Here is a 23,488-nt window from a genome sequence, read left to right on the forward strand (position 1 = left end):
ATAAATAGAGTTTTCAATATGGAAAATTCATTTGATTGGATTGTTCTAAAATCTAGACATTTAGTAAAAGACAAATGGATTTCAGTACGCTCTGATACTTGCCAAATGTCTAATGGAACAATAGTTGACCCCTATTATGTTCTTGAATATCCAACATGGGTAAATGTTGTAGCTTTAACCAAAAATCAGGAAGTTATTTTAGTAAAGCAATATCGCCACGGTCTGAAAAAAACAATTCTAGAATTGCCCAGTGGTGCTGTAGAGACTAAAGATATTTTACCATTGGAAGCCGCAAAACGCGAATTATTGGAAGAGACTGGTTACACTAGCAATAATTTTATTGAAACTGGTATATTATCACCAAACCCAGCCAATCATAACAATTTAACCCATTGTTTTTTAGCAACAGATGTAGAATGTGTAGCTAATTTAAAGTTAGACCCTACCGAACAAATTGATGTAGTTTTATTCCCTTTAAAAAAGGTTGTTGAAGGTATTGATAAAGGTATACTGCTGCAAACATTACATATTAGCTCATTATTTTTTGCTCTAAAAAAACTTAATAAAGTGCAATTTTCTTAGTCATCTAGCTAGAGTTGTCTTTGTTAATAACTTTACTAATGACTAAACGAGGATTTACTAATGATATTGGAAACTCAACGCTTATTACTACGGGAAATGACACTTTCTGACCTCAACGCCTTATTGCTTGTCCTTGGCGATGCAGAGTCGATGCGCTACTATCCAAAACCCTTTGACCGTGAGATGGTGGAAAGATGGATTGACCGGCATCGCCACAACTACGCACAGCATGGCCTTGGCTTGTGGAGCATGGTTCTCAAGACGACGGGTGAGGTAATCGGCGACTGCGGACTGATTTGGCAGGAGGTCGAGGGACACCAAGAACTCGAAATTGGTTATCATGTCCGTCGCGACCAACAAATGCAGGGTTATGCAACTGAAGCTGCATCTGCTTGCCAAGATTACGCCTTTAATGTGCTGGGTAGCACTCGTGTCATCTCCCTGATTCGCCCACAAAACATTCCCTCTCGTCGTGTAGCTGAAAAGAATGGACTCAAGGTCGTTCAGGAGACACTCTGGCGCGACATACCGCACTATATATATGCTGTGCAGCGCTCAGAAAGTAAACTTCTTACAACAAGCAATCTTAGCAGAGAAGTTTTATAATCTGTGTACTAATGTTGAGGCTGCTCACCTGGAACATAGTTATACCATTTCACCAAATTTCTGATACAAATCTCTTTGCCTGCTTCCCCTGCCACCCCTGCTTGCCTAAATGTATCAACTTTAAAGTGAAACGGTATTAGTTATTGCATCAACATTAGAACGAAAGTATTTGGTCATAGGGCATTTGTACTGAGCAAACGCGAGTGCGTCTCGTAGAGAAGTTTTGGGCATTGGGCAAAACAGTTTCTCTTTTCCGAGTTCCGTTAGCGTTAGCGGGACTTTAGCCCGTGCTGAGTAAAGAAGTGAGATTCCCCACTCAGCACTCTTGATAATTGGGTTATCTCGTTTCTACCCTCTGACTATGAATGTTTGTCGTTGGGGCTTTTACTTCAAGACTTGCAGCAGCAGCCCAATCAGCAGCATTTCTAGCCTCTGGCTGGAAACGAGATTTGAAAAAGATTAAGCGTTTGGTTGGCTATGCTTCAAAATATTAGGTGCATTTAATTTTTTGGGTATAAAATCTAGCTGCTAAAAGAGCCGCACCTGCTACTAAAGTTGCTAGTACACTATCAGGTTCAGGGACAGCAACAACTTGAGCATCAATTCGTGCAGTTCCAGCAAACAAACCTGACAATTCAGAGTCGCCTAATATATTCGCAAATTCTGGAGAAATTAACAATCGAACATCAGGGATGGTTAAATTTCGGCCATTAAATGCCACAGATCCCGGAGTGCTCAAATCAAATAAAATTGTATTTAAAGAAAATGTGTCTCTTAAAACAAGTCCGCTGGCACCTGTAACAGTACGTCCTGGAGCAAAACCGATTGAAAAATTACCAACAGTAATTTGATTGTTGAATGTAACAGTACCAGTATGCTCGATTGTACCTGAAAGCGGAGTAAAATTGCCCTCGTCACTGAACGTGAAGTTGGTAGCTGAGTCGATGTTGAAGCCAACTAAATAATTGCTAGGAATTGGTGGAACTGTCTGATTAGTACCTGTCAAGTTTAGCCCAATACTACTAAGAATATCCTCATGATCGCGATCAATACTGGTAACTCCAGATACCACTTTAAAAGTTGCAGCTTCTACCTGTATGGGTGCTATTGAGATAAAAGCTGCTGTAGTACAACCAATAATTCCTGCAAACTGAAAAAAACGCATATATATTTCTGATGATCTTCGTAGTTTATTTTATCTAACAAAACGTCCTTTGTTAATATATAAACTCAAAAGTTTTCGCTAAAAAAGTATTCTTAAAATTTAAGATTATATAAACATACAGTTAATAACAAAATGTAACCCATACAGCTACAAATACAAAATTGAATATGTAGTTACAAATAAAAACTACTCTTCAAAAAGAGGCGTAAAGTATGAAAAATAAAGCCTTAAGGATATAAAATGCAAAAAATATAGTTATGTTTAATTATGTCCAATGCCAATTTTTTTAGAGTAAATTTCAAAGTTACTCTGACAAATTTGTGAGAGGGATTTAGGGTGAAGGTTTTTGATTCATCCAAGAAGTATAGCAAAGTGCTAATTGCTGAGTAAAAACCCAGTATTTTCATGGTTTTGAGCAATCATCAATGTCCTGACCGCCTTGGTGATTGCTATATAATTAAGTATTTGCAAACTCTAGCTGAGAACCAGAAAAAGCTGATTTACTTCTTAATTCACAGGCTTGTTCTAATCCACCAGCTTATTTTCTCTAAATTGGAATCTATTTCCTGCCAAAAACTTGCTGATGAGTCTGTTTCTCTTGTTTCTGCGAGTATTGTATATATGCTCTCGAAGTTTTTTTGAATCAATTGCTTATCTAGTTTAGGAATATCTAATTTCAAATATCTCAGGCGGTTGGGTAACTCTACTTGCTCTTTTGTCGGCAAGTAGTGAATCTGCTCAACTTGTTCTAAAATTTTGTCTACTGATACAATTATTTCTAACAAACTGGGCTTTTTTGCTTTTAATTGCAAATCTTTTTCTTCAAAGGCTTCTTCTTGATTCCCTAACTTTACTAATACTATTTTTACAAAGAAAATATTGTAATCTACCTGATTAACTTCACCGACTTGCTGATAGTATTTTCCACTTTTATTTATAACGACTATGTCACCTTTCTCGATTCTATTGTTCATAATTTCTACAATTTAGTAATTTAATTACTTAAATAATCTCCTGTATAGAAAATACTACTCTAAAACCACAAACCCTCAATCCACCATGTGACTCATTCCAGCTACGACTGGCGCTACGACACAGTTCTGGACTGAAACTCCAAGAACCACCGCGTAGCACCCGGCGATTCATATCACCGCCAACTTCCCAAGCTGTTCCATCTAAGGGTGCGTCGTCGTAATTGTTATGCCACGAATCAGCACACCATTCCCAAACTAACCCGTGCATATCGTACAATCCAAAGGCGTTAGCGACTTCAAAACTACCGACGTTTGTTGTTTCTTTACGGAATTTGCTTTTTGGTTCGATAGTGCAGCTGACTAACTCAGGAGTAATAGTTTCGCCAAAATGGAATGAGGTTGTAGTTCCAGCCCGACAAGCATATTCCCATTCCGCTTCACTCGGCAAACGATAGTTGCGTCCAGTTTTTTCTGATAGCCTGAGACAGAATTCTACAGCCTCATACCAAGATACATTTTCCACTGGTCTATCTAGACCTTTGAATTTCGATGGATGAGGATTTAAAGCTTGTTTGACTTTGGGTAAAGCTGCTACTACTCTCCACTGTGCTTGAGTTACAGGAAATTTTCCCATAAAAAATGGTTCAACGCTAACTTGATGTCGAGGACGTTCGTCAGCATCTCCTTCAAATTCTAGTGAACCCATCATGTAAGTATCACCAGGAATAGATACCATTTCTAATGTGACAGACTTACCTAATTCTTCAGCAAAGAAGTTTGCATTACAGTTCATGCGGTTTACTTCTCTACCACCTGTGTCTACTGTCACTACGTCAAATTCAAAGGTTTCTAATGGAGGTAATGGTACGATTATTTTTTGTGGTAGCGGCGGTAATATAGGTTGAGGCATTGAAACAATTTTTAAGGCAACAGGTTCAATGTTCGATATGGCAAACTTCAAATCGTTAATGACTTCTACTGCTGTTTGATACCTTTCATTCGGTAAATGTTTGAGTAATTTATCTAAAATTTTTCCTAATTCGTCGCTGATAGTAATACCTTTTTTTTGTAAACGTTCGCGCCACAACCATTTAGCGCTCATAGCATCATAAATAGGGTCATTAATTTGTCCAGAAGCATCCTGCAAAGGCAAACATTGAGTTAAAAGACGCACACAAGTTACGCCCAAAGCATACAAATCACTACCGTGACAAGCAAATCCAGCCATCTGTTCTGTTGGGGCATAGCCAAGGGTATAAATTACCGTAGCTTGTCTTCCGATACTGGTTTGTGTCACCTGTTTAGCACCGCCAAAGTCAATTAAAACAGGTTTTTCATCACTTGCACGGCGGATGATATTTTCTGGTTTGATATCCCGATGAATGACGTTATGAGTATGAATAAATTTCAGAACTGGCAATAAATCAGCTAAAAGTTCCCAAATTTGTTGTTCGCCATAAATTTGTTGCTGAACTTCTTGTAAAAGAGTTTTTCCTTGAATAAATTCTTGTACGAGATACAAGCTACTACCTTGTTCAAAATAAGCTAGTAATCTAGGAATTTGAGTATGATTTTCTCCTAGTTCATATAACCGAAAAGCCTCTTCTTTGAAAAATTCTGCGGCTTTAGTGCGTTGTCCTGTTCCCTGAAACTGCGGGAAAAATTGCTTGATGACGCAAGGGGCGTTTAGTCTATCTACATCTTCTGTAGAATATGTTCTACTAAATCCACCTTCACCTAAGAGTCTTAATACGCGGTAACGGTTTCTGAGAAGTTTACCAAAGTTGCTTTGTCCGCAACTCACGCAAAATCTATTGCTATCAGAGTTGAATGGATTTGAGCAATTGAGATTTTGGCAGATTTGCATAATGAGGAGGAAATAGCATCTTCTCCAAAGTTAGCCCCAATATTATCTAATTGAAAACAGTTATGTAGAGAAGCGAACACGGAAGTTTATTCATGTGTTTAAAACTATCTTTCACACGAGGGCATAAGAATAAATAAATTAAATTTATACCAATTAAATTAATGATTGCAACATATACTTGGCTTAATATGCGATGAATCGCGTCTCTACAAATGGTGTATTTATCACATTTTTTTTACAATTGGCATTACTTATCTGTACGATAATGTTGTGTTAGCAGAAAGTATGGCACATTGCCATAAGATTGGGGCGTTAGGCTTGCCGTAATGCACCGGAAATTTTAATATAACTGTTGTTCGCTATTTAAAAAAGTTCACGAAGAACGAAATCATCTACCTTTAACTTTTATTGCAAATAGCGACTTTTATTTAAAAGTTTTATTCTCTCCAGAAGCGCGAATTAATTCAGCTACAAGTGCAACGATCGCGGATACTAAAATTAACATCACACTCAGAGCATTAATATCAGGTTTAACTCCGGTTCTAATCCGGCTAAAAATTTCCATCGGTAGGGTGTTAGAACCGCTACCAGCAGTAAAACTGGCAATGAGAAAGTCATCTAAGCTAAGAACAAAAGCCAATAGACAACCAGCGACAATCCCAGGCATTAATTGAGGTAACAATACTTTGATGAAAGCTTGGGTTGGTGTCGCACCTAAATCTAGTGCTGCTTCTTCTAAGTGGGGATCTAAATTAGTTAGTCGGGAAGCAACCACAAGTCCAACGTATGCCAGACAAAACACGATATGGGCTGCAACTATCGTCCACAAACTCAAAGGTATAGCAAAGGCTGCTAAACATACTAGGGTAGCCACTGCGATCGCAATATCGGGAATAATCAATGGTAGGTAAGCAATACCACGATACAATTTCTTACCAGGAAATTCGTAACGCGCCAGCCCAACCGCCATCAAGGTTCCCAGCACTGCTGAAATTGCCACGGCACAACTAGCAACTATCATACTGTTTTGCAAAGCTGATAAGATGCGATCGTCACTGAACAACTTGCGATACCAATCGAGAGTAAATCCTTGCCAAGTTGCACTGTAGGGCGACTGATTGAAGCTATAAAAGCCAAGTACCAGTATAGGCAGGTACATGAACACAAACATCAACAGTGAGAAAACCGCCTGCCATGAGACACGCGGTTTTTTAAGAGATGAAGAGGTATTCACATTTATATTTGGTTTTTTTTGTTAGCAACACAATATATCATATTTAATGTAATAAGTCAAAATTTTGACTAATAAAAAATCTATCCTTTTGCGCGTAGGCGTAGCCCGTCCTAGACATCGCTCCTGAATTGTTCGGATAATCTGTGAGAATTACTTTATCTAACGTTAGCGATCGCTCCTGGCCGCTCTTTGAAGTCTTAAATTGCTCAAATGTGGTAAATATCCAACTCTCATCGCATCTTGCTCTAGTTCCTGTAAGATTATTGCTAATTACTAGCATTAATTTTACTATCAATCGCCAGTTATGACCATTACTATGACAGCGCAGGAAGAAGAGGAACTGTGGGATGAGGTTGCCCAAAGTGTTGTATGTGATGCTATGTTAGAACCCTTTGAATTTACTTATGAAATGCCTAAGCAATTAGGCAAAGGTGGTTCTCGCTGTATTGAAGTACATCCTGAAATTTCGCTGGCGATTATGGACTATCAATATCATAATGATGTGATTATAGGATGTACCGAATGCGAACACCCCTTGCAATTTGGCGTTTTGCTTTCAGGTAGCGTCATAGATGAATATGGAGGAAAAGTTGGAGAAGGATACACTTGTATCTCTGGTAGTGGTATCCAACGCCAAATGTCCCTTAAAATTCCTAAAACGCGGCGTGTGGGTGTGGATATTCACATGTCCTCTGATGTATTAAAAACCTTTTTCCCAACAGCAGATGGAGAAATATTGCCCCAGTTGCGTCTACTAGCAAAGGGTGATGATTGGCAAACTTTAATTTACCCGGAAACTACACCAATTATACAAGGTGTCGTACAGCAAATCATTAATTGTCCTTACCACGGTATAACCAAGCGGATGTATTTGCAAGCTAAAGTTTTGGAATTGATGACATTGCAACTAACTCCGATTTTGGCACATCAGGAGGGATTGCAACCATCACCGAGATTAAAGTCACAAACCATTGCCAGAATCCATCATGCTAGAGAAATTTTGCACTCGCATTTAGAAAACCCACCCTTATTAGTGGAATTAGCGCAACAAGTAGGAATTAGCGATCGCACTCTGCGACGCGGATTTCAAGAACTCTTTGGCACAACAGTATTTCGCTACCTGACAGACAAGCGCATGGAGTGGGCAGAACAGTTATTACGTCAGGGAAATATAACCATTGCCGAGGTTGCCCACCAAGTCGGTTATTGTGAGCAAGGACGCTTTGCGTCTGCTTTTAAACGGAGATTCGGTATCATGCCGAGTGAATGCTTATCCAGTAAAAAGTCCGTTTTGGACTGACGATGCCGTTTTTGCCATAGACTCAACAGGCAACTTTTGTTTATACTCACTCTCATTAAAGAATAAAAATAATTTGCAATAAACCAGCTTTTATTTAAAATCCTGGGCTTGTGTGCACATTCAATAAAAGCTGAGTGGTTTAATTGCCTGTTAAAGGGAATTAAGGTTTTAGTCAGTCAAGGAGTTGAACGATCAATCTCTGCTTTTTGAGATGCTCGTTGCAAATAGTGTTAATAAAGTTAGGGTTCAGCGAGTGGTGTTTGAGGAGTTGTGATGAAAAATTCGTGGTTATATAGTGGTTTTCATCTGTGGCTGGCACTGAGTTTATCAGGATGTTTGAGTGCTTTAGTGATGATGCCTGGATCGGCACAGGTGAAATCAGAAAGTAATGTAAATTCCGCTGCTTTGAGCAACCTAACTCCCCTTTTGAAAGCTGGGAAGGGCAATCGCAATTATCCTAGAATTCGACAACTAAGTGAAGTCGAACCTCCGATTACTAATGCCCAATTGTTGTTAGTACAGTCGCCTACACCACAAATAACACCCATATCAGAAATAATACAAATTACCGGAGTTAAAGCAAATTCCACTGATAAAGGTGTGGAGATAATTTTACAGACTCCTCTTGGAACCCAACTACAAATAAGAAATCGCAGTACAGGTAATAATTTTATTGCTGATGTATCTGGTGGGCAGTTGCGTTTAGCATCGGGCGAGGCTTTTACATTTCGTTCGGAAAAACCGCTTGCGGGAATTACAGAAATAACAGTTACGAATATTGATGCAAACACTGTCCGAGTCACAGTGGTAGGTGTTGCAGCTATGCCTACGGTTGAGTTATTTGATGATAATACAGGGCTGGTTTTTGGGATAACAACTGCTGCAACGGCGATGCAGCCACCGCAGCAACCCCAAGCTTCACAGAAGCCAACGAGTGAAACCCCGCAACAAAAGCCAACAACACAGGAAGATGAGCCGATTGAGTTGGTGGTAACGGGTGAGCAAGATGGGTATCGCGTGCAGGATGCGACGACTGCAACGAGGACAGACACCCCTTTACGCGATATTCCCCAATCGATTCAGGTTGTGCCGCGACAGGTGCTAGAAGATCGCAACGTGAGAACTCTGACTGAGGCTGTGGAAACAGTTAGTGGCGTTACCAGTGCAGATACTGTATTTAACGCACCTGGAGGCAGCTATACTATCAGAGGATTTGAACAAGCAGGAAATTTCCGAAATGGCTATCGAGATGTAGGTAGCTTTGGTCTGACATCAACTGCATCGATCGAGCGAGTGGAAGTTTTGAAAGGGCCTGCCTCGGTTTTGTTTGGAGCAGTAGAACCCGGGGGAATCATCAATGTTATCACTAAACAACCCCTCAGTGAACCCTATTACAATCTTGAATTTCAGGCAGGAAACCGTGACTTATATGAGTCCAGTATTGATTTTTCCGGCCCATTGAATGACGATAAAACCCTGCTCTATCGCTTAAACGCCAGCTATGAAAGTTCAAACGGGTTTCAAGATTTTGTCACCTCACATTTGACTACGATCGCACCCTCAATCACTTGGAAATTGGGAAATAGGACAGACCTAAATCTATATTATGAATCTACTAAATTCAATGGTATTCCTGAGAGTTTCAATACTTTTTTCAGCGATAATACCATCAAGCTGCCTCGAAGTCGTTACTTAAGTTATCCTCTCGATGGGCAACATTATACCACTCAAAAATATGGCTATACGCTAAACCACAAATTTAGCGATAACTGGCAGCTCCGTAATAATTTTTCTATAACTGCTTTTAACGCTATCGAGGAGTATACGGTAGGAACGGATCTAGTGGATGATCGTTTCTTAGAGCAATATGCTGCCAGACGTAACTACATGGTAGACAACTATTTTGGACAGATCGACTTGGTTGGTAAGTTTAATACAGGCTCGATTCCACACCAACTAGTATTCGGCTTTGATGTCAACCGCAATGTGACAATTTTTAATCCTACTTATCTCTCCGTGCCTGCTCTAGATGTCTTCAACCCAAACTACAATATTCCAATTACTACTCTTGATACTTCTACTAGCTATGGGACTATTCAATCTTATGGTTTCTACCTTCAGGATCAGATTAGCTTTCAAGATAACCTGAAGTTACTGATTGGCGGGCGTTTTGATTGGATTTCCCAAAACAATGGCATAGACCAACCAGAACAGAATGATAATGCGTTCAGCCCCCGAATCGGGTTGGTGTATCAGCCCAGCAAATCTGTTTCTCTCTACACCAGTTATAGTCAATCTTTTAACCCTAACTCAGGATTGAACGGTGATGGTAGCCAGTTCGAGCCAACCAAAGGAACCCAATATGAAGCAGGTATTAAAGCTGACTTTCTAGAAAACAGACTTTCGACAACGTTGGCAGTTTATCAAATCACCAAGACGAATATTACAACAGACGATCCCAATAACGATGACCCTAATTACTTCATTCAGATAGGAGAGGTAAGAAGTCAGGGGATTGAGTTGGATATCACAGGTGAGATTTTACCAGGGTGGAAGGCGATCGCTTCCTATGCTTATACCAATGCAGAAGTCACTGAGGATAACTCTGACCCTCCTACTGTTGGCAATAGATTAGAGGATGTGCCAAAGAATCAAGCTAGCCTTTGGACAACCTATGAATTCCAAAATGGCGATTTCAAAGGTTTGGGATTTGGTTTGGGGCTGTTTTATGTGGATACGCGGGCGGGAGATTTAGCAAACGAATTTGAAATCCCCGATTACTTACGTACTGATGCGGCGATTTACTACCGTAGAGATGCTTTAAAGGCTGCTATCAATATCCGTAATCTATTTGATACAGAATATTTCGTTGACAGCAATGGAACAAGAGCAAGGGTTAAAACAGGTGCGCCCTTTACAATCATCGGTTCCATCAGTTGGGAGTTTTAACTAGCTCTCCTTTGGGCAATCGCCTGAATAACTTACCCCTACACAGTTTTAACTATCTTAATTTATTCTCTGGAAGTCCCTAAAGCCCCAGAAATAGTACAGCATGGCGTAAATCCAGCTGGCATTTCAATTAACCAGACAAGTTGCTTAATCAACTGGTTAAAAGTAGGTAAACTTTCGTCACTGTATACTAGTTAATTGTTCTGACTTTTTCCGGTATCTGAAAAACCTCTCTTCTTGATCTCTCTCCTAAAAATCGGAGCCACTGCGTTGGGCGGCTACAGGTTATCCTTTAAAGTACGGAAAACCGCCTAAAGAGTGTCTACACTACTCATTCTTTAATCAACATTTGAAAATCAGATAATTGACAGGCGATAGTAGAGCTTTTTCGCCCATTCTCACCATTTAAGTTAGATTTTGACGATTCCCGAAAACTTATACTTATAAAATAATCTATATTTAAAATTTCACCAAACCACAAAAAATTAATAAATTAGAATGTATTTACCTCTTTAGTAGTGGGTAATTTCCGTACTAAGATAGACTTAAAATCTAGAAGTAAAAGCATAATATTTAAAAGAAACTGTTAATTAAGTTTGCTATCTGAAGTGGCTTTCTGATGTCACAGTGAATCAATTACAAGCACTAAAACAACAGAAATCAAAAACTTCTAATTCAATTTTTGTTTTTTAGGAGGTTTATGATGCGAATTGCTCAAATAGCTCCACTGTGGGAAAGAGTTCCACCTCCAGCTTATGGTGGCATAGAGTTAGTAGTGGGGTTACTGACCGATGAATTAGTTCGACGCGGACACGAAGTAACTTTATTTGCATCGGGAGATTCTATTAGTTTAGGAACATTAACATCAGTTCATCCCCGCGCCCTCAGACTCGATCCTACTATTAAAGATTACAGCATTTACGAGATGCTAAATGTAGCTTCGGTATATGAACGTGCAGAGGAGTTTGATATTATTCACTCCCATATTGGTCATGGGGCACTGGCTTACGCGAATCTGGTAACAACTCCTACGGTTCACACGTTGCACGGTATTTTTACACCTGACAACGAAAAGATGTTTAATTTTGGTAAGAAACAACCCTACGTGAATATTTCCAATGCCCAAAGAGAACCAAGGTTAGGGCTGAACTGTATAGCCACGGTTTACAACGGGATTGATGTCAGCAGTTATGAGTTTCACTTGCAACCAGAAGATCCTCCTTACTTAGCGTTTTTAGGTCGGATATCTCCAGAGAAAGGAGCGCACTTAGCCATAGAAATTGCCAAAGAAACTGGTTGGCATTTAAAAATGGCAGGTAAGATAGATGTCGTTGATGTTGAATACTTTGAAAAAGAAATTAAACCGCACATTGACGGAGAGCAAATTGAGTATCTTGGTGAAGCCAACCACGCTCAAAAAAATGCTTTGATGGGTGGTGCAGTAGCAACTCTATTTCCGATTACTTGGCGAGAACCTTTTGGATTGGTGATGGTAGAGTCTATGGCTTCAGGTACGCCAGTGATTGCGATGAAATTAGGGTCTACTGAGGAGGTAATTTCTCAAGGCAAGACGGGTTTTCTCTGCAATAATATTCAAGAGTGCATTAGTGCTATTGATCGCGTCACAGAGTTAGACCGCTATGCTTGTCGTCAGTATGTCGAAAACCTTTTTAGCGTTGAACACATGACTGATGGTTATGAGACAGTTTATCAACAAATCATAACAGAACGATTTTCTCAGAATGGGCATTTTCGCAGTTTAGTTGATTTAGCTAGCGATCGCATTTAAATATCGTATTTGTGTAATATTACATCTTTTTAATTGAGTAGAACACTGATTATTGTAGTAGGGTAGCACAGATGTGCTACCCTACCAAGCTAGGAGATCATCACATTTTTGTACAGTTCTAGCACTAACTCTTGAAACTCGTTTTAATTTTTGTAAAGATATAAATTTTTGCTGTTGACGAATAATAATTATTTACTGTGTTAATTTTTTAGCCGCGCCAGGAAGAGTTGCTAATTCTTTTCAACTTACGGTGTTTATTAGTTATTTTTGGAATTGTTTGTAACTCAGTTGATGAAGAAGTTTTTATTTTAGTACACCGTGTTTGTTCTAATTTAATTTTTTCTTGAATTGCTGGTGGTAAGCCTGGTTTTACTTTGGCATAAAGACGAGCAAATTCTCGCACATAATGGGCAGCAATTATCGGATTTTCAATCACCACAAGTGTCTCGTCGTTACCATTATTGGCAGCATCTGACCAATTATGAGAACCTGTAATTACTGTTTGGCTATCAATAACACTAAATTTATGATGTAATAAATCACCTTTGGGTAACACAGGTACACCTACGGTAGTAATTGGATTTAACCAAGGATGATTGTCAATTTCATATTTACATTTGTTACTTAGAGCAACCCCCATCATATCTAAGGCTTCGCTATAAGGACGATAGGCGAATTGTGGTTCAATTAAAGCGCGAATTTGCACACTTTGTTGATGGCGCTTTTCTAAAATATTGGCAAGACGCTGTTCAGAAAAAACAAATAATGCCATATCAATAGACTTATTTGCTGAATCTAAAGTTTTACCAATTAAACCATTACTACTGTTATTCCAAGGTTGAGTTGGAGAAGTAGGCGAAAATTGTACAGTAATTTTGGTATTACCTAAAGTTATTTGTTTAGGTAAACGCAACGGTTTTTTTAAACCAAATCGACTATCTGGTTGACCTCCTGGCCCATCTCCCCACATAATGTTAAACTCTTCTGTAAATAAAGATGCTAATTCTGGGCTGTCAATCTGCAATAAATTATTGGCATTGCCTAAACTATCAGAATTTGTAAAATCACCAGAAGTATCACTTAATGTAAAATTAGCTGAAGTGATAATTACAAGGCGATTATCCACAATTACAAATTTATGATGCATCAAGCTGCTACCCGCCGAACCATCTGCTCGATCGTCTAGCCAGGGAATTTTGGCATTCTGCAAAATTATCAAAGCATCTCTTTGATTAATTTCGGCTGGACTAAGTTGATTATCTTGGTTAATATCGATAAATTGGCGAAATTCATTGTAGCGTTCTTGTTCTCTTTTATCTAACTTACCTACTTCAGCAGATGTTAAGCTACTCCAAGGTCGGCTATAGGTATTTTCTAAAATTATCCTGACTTTTACCCCAGCTTTTTGTCTATCAACCAATGCTTGGGCAACTCTGGGCAAACGTAATTCTTGCACCGCCACATCTACTGTAAATTTAGCTTGCGTAATAGCATCGACAATCTGTTTTTCTAAATCATCCCCCAGACGAGTTTGCTGACGATAAGCTTCTTGGTATTCTGAAGACTCAGAATGGTTAAAATAAACTTGAATTAACGGGTCTTGTGGTAAGGGTGCTGGACGCTGATTATAAGACTGGACTCGTTGACAACCTGTGAGGGAAAATATCAGTAAAAAGATAGATAAAAAATATCTTTGTTTATAGAGAAGTTGCACTGTAATCTGTTAAAAGTGAATTGGAAGTAGATATATTTATCATTCCCAAAATTTTGTATTCTGAATTAAGTAGAGAAATAAGTTTCTAAGTGAAGGGAAAAATCCACTATTAGATGTAGAATTACAAAGATTTTTTCAGGATTTGTCCACTAAAACTGTATATGCTGACAAGATCGACAATTTATCACTAACGTGTGTTCTCACTATTATCGGTTATATGCAAATTTATTTAGATTACAGTGCCACTACTCCGACTCGAAAAGAAGCGATCGCAGTTATGCAAACAATTCTCACTCAACAGTGGGGCAATCCTTCCAGCTTACATGAGTGGGGACAACGGGCGGCAACGGTTGTAGAACAAGCCAGAGTCCAAGTTGCTGGTTTAATTAATGCCGCCACTCCTGAATCGATCGTTTTTACTTCTGGCGGCACTGAGGCAGATAATCTAGCAATTATGGGTGTGGTTCGGTTGTATGCTGTTCCGCAACATCTAATTATTTCCAGCGTTGAACATTCCGCAATTTCTGAGACAGTAAAGTTGTTAGAAATGTGGGGTTGGGAAGTTACGCGTTTGTCTGTAGATATTAAAGGCAGAGTTAATCCTTCGGATTTAAAGGCGGCGTTGCGACATAATACAGCCTTAGTTTCTATAATTTACGGTCAAAGTGAAGTTGGGACTGTGCAACCGATCGCAGAACTGGGTAAAATTGTGCGATCGCATGGTGCTCTGTTCCACACAGATGCAGTGCAAGTTGCAGGACGCTTACCCATAGATGTGCAACAACTACCTGTAGACTTACTTAGCCTTTCCAGTCATAAAATATATGGGCCGCAAGGTGCAGGGGCGTTGTACGTGCGTCCTGGTGTGGAATTGATGCCTTTACTAGGTGGTGGTGGACAAGAAATGGGACTGCGTTCTGGTACGCAAGCAGTACCCGTAATTGCCGGATTTGGTGTAGCAGCAGAATTAGCAGCGCAAGAATTAGCTACAGAAACACCACGGTTGATTGAATTACGCGATCGCGCCTTTGCCCAATTAGTTGAGATTCCTGGTTTAATCCCTACAGGGGATGCTTGCGATCGTTTACCTCACCATATCAGTATGTGTTTAGAAAAGGCCGATGGCAAAAAACTTAGCGGTAAAGCCTTGGTGCGGCAATTAAACCTTGCTGGTATTGGTATCAGTGCTGGTGCTGCTTGTCATAGTGGTAAACTTAGCCCTAGCCCGATATTGTTAGCAATGGGCTATTCCGAAAAAGCTGCTTTGGGGGGAATTCGCATCACATTGGGGCGTGATACGACGCAAGCGGATATAGATTGGACGGTGATAGTATTGAAGCAAATTTTGCAGAGGCTGACACCGGATTTATCTTTAGTTAAGCGTTGATCGCTCATACTAAAATTTAGATCCAGCTAGAGCGATAAATCTAATAACTCTTACTCATGTGAAGCTATGGGTAAATAATATTTGTATATAGATTATCTGATTTGATATTTAGATTATATTGGTCTTGCACAACCTCTCCAATACTAATTAGAGATTTCTCTAATCTAGATTATTGAAACAAGTTTTGCAGAGGCTGACACCAGATTTATCTTTAGTTAAGCGTTAAATTATTGGCAACTGTACTAAAATTTAAACCGTGTAAAGTCCAGGAATTCTTCATTGTCAGTGTAGATGGAAAAAATAATGAAACTTATTCAGGGCTTAGGGAAGAAATTAAAATAGAAAATAAGCGAGACTTAATCTACAACTAGATTACGAAATACTAGCTAATTTAAGAAAAATATCATGAACACTGCCAAACTCACCACTAATGGCACTCACCAAATCGTTATTTTGCCCGAAGAATTTCAACTTACTGGTACTGAAGTTTACATCAAAAAAATTGGTAACGCCATTGTCCTGATTGCTAAAGATAACCCCTGGCAATCCCTAATAGAGAGTCTAGACAATTTTTCCGATGACTTCATGACTACCAGAGATCAGCCAGTTATTGATACTAGAGAAAGTTTTTAAATGCGATACCTGCTTGATACGAACATCTGCATTTACCTGATAAAGCAAAAACCCCAAAAAGTACTGGATAAATTTCAAACCCTTAGCATATCTGATGTTGGTATCTCCTCCATCACCGTTGCTGAACTCGAATACGGAGTTGCCAAAAGCCAACAGCAAGAGAAAAACCGCATCGCCCTGATGCAATTTATGCTACCTCTAGAAATTGTCGAATTCAATCAATCATCTGCAACAATTTACGGCAGCATCAGAAGTGATCTCGAAAGTAGAGGACTTATTATTGGTGCAATGGATATACTTATTGCTTCTCATGCGCTGAGTTTAGGAGTTACCCTAGTCACCAATAATGTACGAGAGTTTTCTCGTATTCCTACGCTCCTATTAGAAAACTGGGTTGATTAGTTGTCAATATGCGAGATGTGATGATATTGCATTACTGGCATCCTGTAATATCAATCAAAATAACTTTAAAATCGGCATTATGAGTATTATCGTCTTCGGCAGCATAAATATAGATTTGGTAGCAACAACACCCCGATTGCCAATTGCAGGAGAAACGTTGCTAGGAGAAGAATTTTTTAAAATTTCGGGAGGAAAAGGAGCCAATCAAGCTGTAGCATTAGCAAAATTGGGCATTCCTACCCAGATTGTAGGGCGTGTAGGTGCAGACGATTTTGGTAAGGAACTTGTTAACAATTTGCAAGCATCTGGTGTACAGACTGATAACATTTTTGTAGATAAAACTGTTAGTTCTGGAATCGCCATCATTACTGTGAGTCAGACTGGTGAAAATCAAATTGTTATCATTCCTGGTGCAAATGGGCGCGTCAATCAAGAAGATGTAGAGCGATTATCCCACTTTTTACCAGCAGCTACAGCACTACTTTTACAACTAGAAATTCCTATTACTGCCGTGGTTGCTGCTGCTCAAGTGGCACGACATAGAAACATAAAAGTGATTTTTGACCCCGCACCCGCACAATCTAATTTACCAGATGAATTGTATTCATTGGTAGATATTATTACACCAAATGAAGTTGAAGCAGCACAGTTGGTTGGCTTTCCTGTGGATGGGGAGGAACAAGCAGCCAAAGCAGCTGCGATTTTATTGCAACGGGGTGTGAAATGTGCGATCGTCAAACTAGGTGCTAGGGGTGTTTTTTGTGCTACTGCTGAAGAAAAGTTTTTTGTACCCGCGTTTTCAGTTCATACAGTTGACACAGTAGCCGCAGGCGATGCTTTCAATGGTGGTTTAGCAGCAGCACTTTTTGAAGGACTTTCCTTACATCAAGCAGTTGTTTGGGGTGCAGCAGCAGGTGCTTTGACAGCGACAAAACCAGGCGCTCAAACTTCGCTACCGGATAGGTTTACATTTGATGCATTTCTTAAGGAAAGGGGAATGAATGGTGGTTTTCAAGGGTAGGTATTTAAAAAAGTATAGATAAACAGGTAAAATCCTTATCCAATCAGGGTAGGCAGAAATATCAGTGCAAAGCTTCTGGATGATGTATGGTGTGTAGCAGGAGAAATGCAGGAGGAATTAAGTATGGCACTATATTTAGACTCAGCGATCGCATCGGAAGCTGAAGTTGTTAAGGTTTGGGGATGGGTAAAAGGTATTACAACAAATCCCACCTTGTTATCTCAAAGCAATACTCCACCAGAAACCACGCTCAAAAAATTGGTCGCTTTGACAAAAGGCCCGTTATACTATCAACTTATGGCATCCGATAAAGCTGGGATGCTAGCTGAAGGTAGAAAAGCTTTCGAGATTATTGGTTCGCAAACAATTTTGAAGATTCCTGCAACACCGTTAGGGTTTGAAGTGGTGGCAAGTCTATCACCAGAAATTACTTGTTCAGTGACAGCGATTTATAGTGCAGCCCAGGCAGCAGTAGCACGAGAAGCAGGAGCTAAAATTGCCATAGCTTATGTAAATCGAGCTACCCGATTATTAGGTGATGGTATTGCCTTAGTAAGGGATATGGCTAGTGTACTCAAAGGTAGTGATACGGAAATCTTGGCAGCTAGTATCAAATCTCCAGAAGAAGCAGCCGCATCGTTGCAAGCTGGGGCGGATCATTTAACTTTACCACTGGCAATGTTGCAGGCGATCGCAACTCATGAATTCTCACAAAAAACTGTTGAAGAATTCGCTAAAGCAGGCATCGGTTTAACTAATTCGTAATTCGTATGTCTTCAATAAGTGAATTTAGCTAAACTATAAAAATCAAATTTACTCAACATCTCTAAAAAGGTGAATACCGCAGGCACTTGTAGAGCATTAGATAAAATTGCCGTTGCAATTACTCTTTCGAGTGGTGCGGGTAAACTGTATACCTGTACCTTTGGGGGAATTGGTACAGCTGCTAAACGAGGCATAATAGCTGCTCTCAGTCCTTGATTCACCATGCTAACGACTGTGGAATCTTCTTGAATGTCGCTAGCAGTATTGATTGGAATTGCGAAAGTCTTTAGGTGGTTGTGAAGAATGCGTCCACAAGGCGTACAAGGAAGCAAAACCGGCGGATAGGCTGCGATATCTTCCCAAGTAATTTTTGGACTGCTAATTTTGGTATCTGGTGGTAGCAAAGCTACATACTCATCCCGAAAAATTTCCCAGGTTTCAAATTCTTCACCAGTTGGCAGACAGGTAATACCAATATCGGCACGTCCATCATGCAAACACTGTTCTACATCTGTGAAAGCAGCACACTCTATAATTGTGACAGCAATTTCTGGAAATTGATTGTGAAATTGAGCGATTGCCTTTGGTAATAGATGAGTAGCGACGCTCCGAAAAGCCGCAATTCGCACATGACCGCCGTGTAAACCTTTATGCAGGTTTGCTTCGTGTTGCATCATTTTTAGATGCTGCATTGCTTGACGCGCATGATACAAAATACGCTCTCCAGCAGGTGTCAGCACAGCACCATGACGACCTCTGGCAAATAATGGCACACCCAATTCTTCTTCTAGGGTGGCAATGGCATGACTAATTGCAGGTTGGGAAAGCTGCAATTCTAAGGCTGCCTCACTAAAGTTACCACAATCTGCTACTGCAACTATGGCTCGAAGTTGGGAGAGTTTCATAGGCAATTGATCAGAACAAGGGCATACATATCCTGACTTTATTGTGGCAAAAAGGTTGTATTAATGATTTTTCATATCTATAAATTCCATTTATAGAACCTATGCAAGCCATGATTTGATTCCTAACTGAGATGTTGTTACTGTTTTATTTACTTAGCAACTTTCAGGAATAGTTTTATGAATAATCACATTAGGTGTCTATTAACAGAAGATATAGAAATAAATTGTAGTCTGTCATTTCAGAAAAAAATCCACTCCAACTTTTGGAAATCTCTGTATATTATTTGGGAAAATTTTGTCAAAAAAATCCTAGCAGATCCTCATGAATTACAAGTTTGGCAAAAGGTTGACCGCCACGGTAATATCTATTGGCAAGCTTACGACCCTGTAACCGGAAAATCTTTCTCTTCAGGTTCCGAAACTGATGTGTCTATGTGGATTGAACAACTTTATCGGCATTAAAAATATGACACAACTTACTTTGGTAATCGGCAACAAAAATTATTCATCTTGGTCGCTTCGTCCTTGGTTAGCGATGAAGCAATTCGATTTAGAATTCAATGAGATTCGGATTCCTCTCTATAACAACCCAGGTTATTCATCAAAAATTCGGCAATATTCGTCATCAGGAAAAGTACCTGTGTTATTGCACGATGCGCAAACAGTGTGGGATTCTCTCGCTATTTGTGAATATCTAGCGGAAACATTTCCGAATCTGCAATGGTGGCCAGAGGATAAGGCTGCGAGAGCATTAGCGCGTTCTATCAGTGCGGAAATGCATTCAGGATTTCAAAACTTGCGTCAGAATATGCCGATGAACTGCCGTACTAAATATCCTGGTAAAGGTTTAACATCAGTTGTACAAGCAGACATTGACCGCATTATCACTATCTGGCAAGAATCGCGTCAGAAGTTTGGGGCTGGTGGCAGTTTTTTGTTTGGCAATTTCACGATTGCTGATGCGTTTTTTGCTCCAGTTGTCCTGCGGTTTATCACCTATGATGTGCAGTTAGATACTGTTTCTAGAAGTTATCTGGAGTCAGTTTTGGCACTTCCGGCAATGCAAGAGTGGATAAATGCAGCAAAAAATGAGACAGAAATTATTCCTCAATATGAGTTGTAGTGAAATAGCAAATAGCCAGAAGATGAAGGATAAAAATATTTTAATTCGAGATGCAAATAAAAAAGATATTCCTGCAATTATAGAATTGATTTATTTTAAAGCCGAATTTGATGAATAAACTAAAATTATGTCGTTTAGATGGTCAGATATTATAGTAGGGCAAACATTTTCTAGCTTCTCAAATTTTCACAATATCCGCGATCGCACCAAATCGTCAACGCGGTTATTGGCTACTGCGTTGCCCTACGACTCAGGCGTGCTGAGTCTTTCGCGATCCCTCCTATCCTCTCCCTTGGCTCTTGCATCCTAGTGTCAAGGAATAGCGCTCCTCACTATCGCCGCCACAATCGGTAATTCTGCTGAATCAAAACTTCCTGGAGTTGGGCCTGGTCGCCGTGGGCAGGGAGTTAGGGATGAACCACCAATATTATCATCCCCCAAGACCTCACCAGTCGATAGCGCACCCATCAGCCGATCCAGCCCCATATACTCTTCAATTGGGAGTTCCGAGGCATTATCACAGATTCTACCGACTTCTGCTTTCATTGCTGGTGTCAAATAACCATCCTGGAGAGCTTGTTCTACAATTTTTTCGATACTCATAACGTTGATTATCTTCATATCTGTAAGTTTTACTGTCAGGGTATCTAATTTTTAGGACTATTAGCTTCTAACTTTACAAACGTGTTATTCTTCTCTAACGGCTGTTTAATAGCGTTAGAAAAGAATAAATTTATTTTAATATTAGTAATGCCTAATATTCAAGAACACGTAAACACTCTCTTGACAAAATTTATTCCTAGTTATAGATTTATTCGGTTACAAGAACTCACAATTGATAAAACTAATTCACTGCAAACAGAAATTAATAGTAAATCAATTAAAGTTCTCAGTTGGAATATTGCTAAACAAAACTATAATAAGACTTGGCTAAAAGATTTTTCAAAAATGATTGAGACTTATCAACCAAACTTCATATTTTTACAAGAATTTTCTTTAAAGTTAGAGGCAAAAGAATGGGCAAAATGGTTGCAAATGAATTGGAGTTTTGCTCCTAATTTTGTAGATATTCATCATCAAACTTATTCAGGAATTTTTACAGCTTCGACAATTAACCCAATTAACAAAAAAGTAATAATTACTAAAAATTATGAACCAATTGTTAAAACTCCTAAAATTTCTTTAATTACTGAGTATCTGCTATCTGAACAAAATACAACTCTCCTGACAGTCAATACTCACTTAATAAATTTTGTAGATTTAAATAAATTTAAAATCCAGCTAAATGAATTAGAACAAGTTTTATCTACACATCAGGGGCCACTAATATTTTCAGGAGATTTTAATACTTGGAGTCGAAAAAGAGCAATTATCCTCAATCAAGCAATAACTCAATTAAGATTAAAACCTGTAATTTTCGCACCTGATGAGAAGGAGAAAATTAAACGCTTCCTGTTATCACCTCCTTTAGATCATATCTTTTATCGAGATATCAGTGTGAAAAAAGCCAGTGCTAAAGTGCTAGACCAAATTTGTTCATCCGATCATAAGCCATTGCTGGCAGAATTTACTTATACCAATACTCAAAAAAATTAAGATGCTTGTGAATGCTGGTGTTCTAGCTATTTTTAGCACAGCTACAGTTGTTGTTCATGTCGTGGGAGTTGCACATGCAGCCCATGCAGTGATGAATGTGCGTTCTTCCCAAGGGGCAATTGCCTGGAGCATTTCTCTTATTACCTTTCCCTGGCTAGCGATTCCGTTGTATTGGATTTTAGGAAGAACTAAATTTCATGGATATGCTGAAACACTGCGTTCAGTCTATGCAGAACACTACAAGCTTATTCAGCCGATTTATAGTGAACTGATTAAATTTCAGGTTGCACCACCAGATAATCTAGCCCCATTGCAACCATTAGCGGAGGCTTTTACAGAAATTTCTTTCACATCAGGCAATGCTGCCGAATTACTGATTAATGGTCAGCAAACCTTTGAAGCAATGCTGAAAAAGATTGCATCGGCGAAAAATTATATTTTGTTTCAATTTTATACTGTTAACGATGACCAATTAGGTAATAAGTTTAAAGAAGCGTTGATTGCTAAAGCCAAGCAAGGAATAAGCATCTATTTTCTCTACGATGAAATTGGTTCAAAGAAATTATCTCGTCCTTATATCCAGTCTCTACAACAGCATGGAATTACAGTGAGTGCATTTAACACTACTAAAGGTCAGGGTAATCGGTTCCAATTTAATTTTCGCAATCATCGGAAAATTTTGGTAGTAGATGGAGAAATCGCATTTGTAGGTGGACTGAATATTGGTGATGAATATTTAGGAAAAAACCCTCACTTGAGTCCCTGGCGCGACACCCATATCATTCTTGAAGGGCCAAGTGTACAAAGCCTACAAAACTCTTTTGTGCGAGATTGGTATTGGGCAACTCGAAAACTTATCGAACTTAACTGGCAGGTAAAAATTAATCAGGAAATCAATCAAACTGTATTCATATTTCCTACAGGCCCCGCAGATTCGCTACCAGCTTGTAAGCTTTTTTTCGTCGAACTAATTAATCAAGCTCAAACTCACCTCTGGATTGCTAGTCCATACTTTGTACCAGATGAGGCAACATTGTCAGCCTTAAAATTGGCAGCAATGCGAGGTGTAGATGTGCGAATTCTCTTACCAAATCGACCTGATCATTTATTTGTTTATTTATGTTCTTTCTCTTACTACACCGAAATGGAAAGAATCGGTATCAAGTTGTATCGTTACAAAAATGGGTTTATGCACCAGAAAATTATAGTTGTTGATGAGAATTTAGCAGGGGTAGGAACTGTTAATTTAGATAATCGCTCTTTTTCCCTCAACTTTGAAGTTATGGGTTTTGTTACTGAGCCTCAGTTTGTCCAAAGTGTGAAAAAAATGTTAGAGGATGATTTAGCTGTCTGTGTTGCTGTCGATCTTAATGAGTACGATAAAAAACCTTTTTGGTTCAAATTAGCTGTAAGAGTCTCTCGATTACTGACTCCTTTACTTTAATCACTAATAATTGCCCCTACATCTAAATATAT

23 protein-coding genes and 1 pseudogene are annotated in these 23,488 nt (G+C 39.2%); 16 read left to right on the plus strand and 8 right to left on the minus strand.

Features of this window, described 5'->3' with window-relative positions; translation table 11 throughout:
* Nucleotides 1-18: 18 nt before the first annotated feature.
* The 3 genes from V7K79_RS16465 to V7K79_RS16475 all read left to right on the plus strand — a co-directional run bounded on the left by V7K79_RS16465 (nt 19) and on the right by V7K79_RS16475 (nt 1,682).
* A complete protein-coding gene (locus tag V7K79_RS16465) occupies nt 19-582 on the plus strand; it encodes an NUDIX hydrolase (protein WP_335049083.1) in 564 nt (187 codons plus the stop codon).
* Between the two features lie 60 nt (nt 583-642).
* The gene (locus V7K79_RS16470) at nt 643-1,188 is read left to right on the plus strand and encodes a GNAT family N-acetyltransferase (protein ID WP_335049084.1); all 546 of its coding nucleotides are present in this window, start codon (nt 643-645) and stop codon (nt 1,186-1,188) included.
* Between the two features lie 365 nt (nt 1,189-1,553).
* Nucleotides 1,554-1,682 (plus strand): hypothetical protein, encoded by a 129-nt coding sequence (locus V7K79_RS16475; protein WP_335049085.1) that lies wholly within the window; start codon nt 1,554-1,556, stop codon nt 1,680-1,682.
* Here the strand turns inward: V7K79_RS16475 and V7K79_RS16480 are convergent.
* The 5 genes from V7K79_RS16480 to V7K79_RS16500 all read right to left on the minus strand — a co-directional run bounded on the left by V7K79_RS16480 (nt 1,679) and on the right by V7K79_RS16500 (nt 6,708).
* A complete protein-coding gene (locus V7K79_RS16480; RefSeq protein WP_335049086.1) occupies nt 1,679-2,353 on the minus strand; it encodes a hypothetical protein in 675 nt (224 codons plus the stop codon). The two genes, V7K79_RS16475 and V7K79_RS16480, sit on opposite strands and share 4 nt — an antisense overlap.
* Nucleotides 2,354-2,865: 512 nt before the next feature.
* Nucleotides 2,866-3,327, minus strand: coding sequence for a hypothetical protein (locus tag V7K79_RS16485; RefSeq protein ID WP_335049087.1), 462 nt, complete (start codon nt 3,325-3,327; stop codon nt 2,866-2,868).
* Nucleotides 3,328-3,355: 28 nt separating this feature from the next.
* The gene (locus V7K79_RS16490) at nt 3,356-5,194 is read right to left on the minus strand and encodes a bifunctional serine/threonine-protein kinase/formylglycine-generating enzyme family protein (protein ID WP_335049088.1); all 1,839 of its coding nucleotides are present in this window, start codon (nt 5,192-5,194) and stop codon (nt 3,356-3,358) included.
* A gap of 424 nt (nt 5,195-5,618) precedes the next feature.
* Nucleotides 5,619-6,365 (minus strand): ABC transporter permease, encoded by a 747-nt coding sequence (locus V7K79_RS16495; protein ID WP_442938949.1) that lies wholly within the window; start codon nt 6,363-6,365, stop codon nt 5,619-5,621.
* A gap of 106 nt (nt 6,366-6,471) precedes the next feature.
* Nucleotides 6,472-6,708, minus strand: coding sequence for a hypothetical protein (locus V7K79_RS16500; protein ID WP_335049090.1), 237 nt, complete (start codon nt 6,706-6,708; stop codon nt 6,472-6,474).
* A gap of 24 nt (nt 6,709-6,732) precedes the next feature.
* Here V7K79_RS16500 and V7K79_RS16505 point away from each other — a divergent pair, with 24 nt between their 5' ends.
* The 3 genes from V7K79_RS16505 to V7K79_RS16515 all read left to right on the plus strand — a co-directional run bounded on the left by V7K79_RS16505 (nt 6,733) and on the right by V7K79_RS16515 (nt 12,466).
* Entirely contained in the window at nt 6,733-7,728 is a 996-nt protein-coding gene (locus tag V7K79_RS16505) for a helix-turn-helix transcriptional regulator (RefSeq protein ID WP_335049091.1), read from the plus strand.
* A gap of 273 nt (nt 7,729-8,001) precedes the next feature.
* The gene (locus V7K79_RS16510; protein WP_335049092.1) at nt 8,002-10,677 is read left to right on the plus strand and encodes a TonB-dependent siderophore receptor; all 2,676 of its coding nucleotides are present in this window, start codon (nt 8,002-8,004) and stop codon (nt 10,675-10,677) included.
* A gap of 703 nt (nt 10,678-11,380) precedes the next feature.
* Complete coding sequence (locus tag V7K79_RS16515) at nt 11,381-12,466, plus strand: glycosyltransferase family 4 protein (RefSeq protein ID WP_335049111.1); 1,086 nt, start codon at nt 11,381-11,383, stop codon at nt 12,464-12,466.
* A 208-nt stretch (nt 12,467-12,674) separates the two neighbouring features.
* Here V7K79_RS16515 and V7K79_RS16520 read toward each other — a convergent pair whose 3' ends face one another.
* Nucleotides 12,675-14,180: a phospholipase D-like domain-containing protein gene (locus V7K79_RS16520; RefSeq protein WP_442938947.1), complete on the minus strand. Its 1,506-nt coding sequence runs from the start codon at nt 14,178-14,180 to the stop codon at nt 12,675-12,677.
* Nucleotides 14,181-14,397: 217 nt separating this feature from the next.
* Between V7K79_RS16520 and V7K79_RS16525 the strand changes: the two genes are divergently transcribed.
* The 5 genes from V7K79_RS16525 (at nt 14,398) to V7K79_RS16545 (ending at nt 18,388) form a co-directional block, all read left to right on the plus strand.
* Nucleotides 14,398-15,567, plus strand: coding sequence for a cysteine desulfurase family protein (locus V7K79_RS16525; RefSeq protein ID WP_335049093.1), 1,170 nt, complete (start codon nt 14,398-14,400; stop codon nt 15,565-15,567).
* A gap of 405 nt (nt 15,568-15,972) precedes the next feature.
* Nucleotides 15,973-16,200: an antitoxin gene (locus V7K79_RS16530; protein WP_335049094.1), complete on the plus strand. Its 228-nt coding sequence runs from the start codon at nt 15,973-15,975 to the stop codon at nt 16,198-16,200.
* Nucleotides 16,201-16,602 (plus strand): type II toxin-antitoxin system tRNA(fMet)-specific endonuclease VapC, encoded by a 402-nt coding sequence (gene vapC / locus V7K79_RS16535; protein ID WP_335049095.1) that lies wholly within the window; start codon nt 16,201-16,203, stop codon nt 16,600-16,602. It begins immediately after the preceding gene.
* A 79-nt stretch (nt 16,603-16,681) separates the two neighbouring features.
* Entirely contained in the window at nt 16,682-17,623 is a 942-nt protein-coding gene (gene rbsK, locus V7K79_RS16540; RefSeq protein ID WP_335049096.1) for a ribokinase, read from the plus strand.
* Between the two features lie 123 nt (nt 17,624-17,746).
* On the plus strand, nt 17,747-18,388 hold the full coding sequence (locus V7K79_RS16545) for a transaldolase family protein (protein WP_335049097.1): 642 nt from the start codon (nt 17,747-17,749) through the stop codon (nt 18,386-18,388).
* A gap of 11 nt (nt 18,389-18,399) precedes the next feature.
* Here the strand turns inward: V7K79_RS16545 and V7K79_RS16550 are convergent, their stop codons facing one another.
* Complete coding sequence (locus V7K79_RS16550; protein WP_335049098.1) at nt 18,400-19,293, minus strand: LysR family transcriptional regulator; 894 nt, start codon at nt 19,291-19,293, stop codon at nt 18,400-18,402.
* Between the two features lie 177 nt (nt 19,294-19,470).
* On the opposite strand from V7K79_RS16550, the gene V7K79_RS16555 reads away from it, so the two are divergent.
* The 3 genes from V7K79_RS16555 (at nt 19,471) to V7K79_RS16565 (ending at nt 20,726) form a co-directional block, all read left to right on the plus strand.
* Nucleotides 19,471-19,755: a hypothetical protein gene (locus V7K79_RS16555; protein ID WP_335049099.1), complete on the plus strand. Its 285-nt coding sequence runs from the start codon at nt 19,471-19,473 to the stop codon at nt 19,753-19,755.
* Nucleotides 19,756-19,759: 4 nt separating this feature from the next.
* Nucleotides 19,760-20,416, plus strand: a complete 657-nt coding sequence (locus V7K79_RS16560) for a glutathione S-transferase family protein (RefSeq protein ID WP_335049100.1) — start codon at nt 19,760-19,762, stop codon at nt 20,414-20,416.
* 127 nt (nt 20,417-20,543) lie between these two features.
* Nucleotides 20,544-20,726, plus strand: coding sequence for a hypothetical protein (locus V7K79_RS16565; RefSeq protein WP_335049101.1), 183 nt, complete (start codon nt 20,544-20,546; stop codon nt 20,724-20,726).
* A gap of 128 nt (nt 20,727-20,854) precedes the next feature.
* Here V7K79_RS16565 and V7K79_RS16570 read toward each other — a convergent pair.
* Nucleotides 20,855-21,019 (minus strand): annotated as a pseudogene (locus V7K79_RS16570) (late competence development ComFB family protein); the annotation flags it as partial.
* 81 nt (nt 21,020-21,100) lie between these two features.
* On the opposite strand from V7K79_RS16570, the gene V7K79_RS16575 reads away from it, so the two are divergent.
* Complete coding sequence (locus tag V7K79_RS16575) at nt 21,101-22,012, plus strand: endonuclease/exonuclease/phosphatase family protein (RefSeq protein WP_335049102.1); 912 nt, start codon at nt 21,101-21,103, stop codon at nt 22,010-22,012.
* Nucleotide 22,013: 1 nt separating this feature from the next.
* Nucleotides 22,014-23,456 (plus strand): cardiolipin synthase, encoded by a 1,443-nt coding sequence (gene cls / locus V7K79_RS16580; RefSeq protein ID WP_335049103.1) that lies wholly within the window; start codon nt 22,014-22,016, stop codon nt 23,454-23,456.
* Nucleotides 23,457-23,488: the final 32 nt, after the last annotated feature.

It is taken from the genome of Nostoc sp. (assembly GCF_036917575.1).
In the GTDB taxonomy this organism is placed as follows: Bacteria; Cyanobacteriota; Cyanobacteriia; order Cyanobacteriales; family Nostocaceae; genus Nostoc.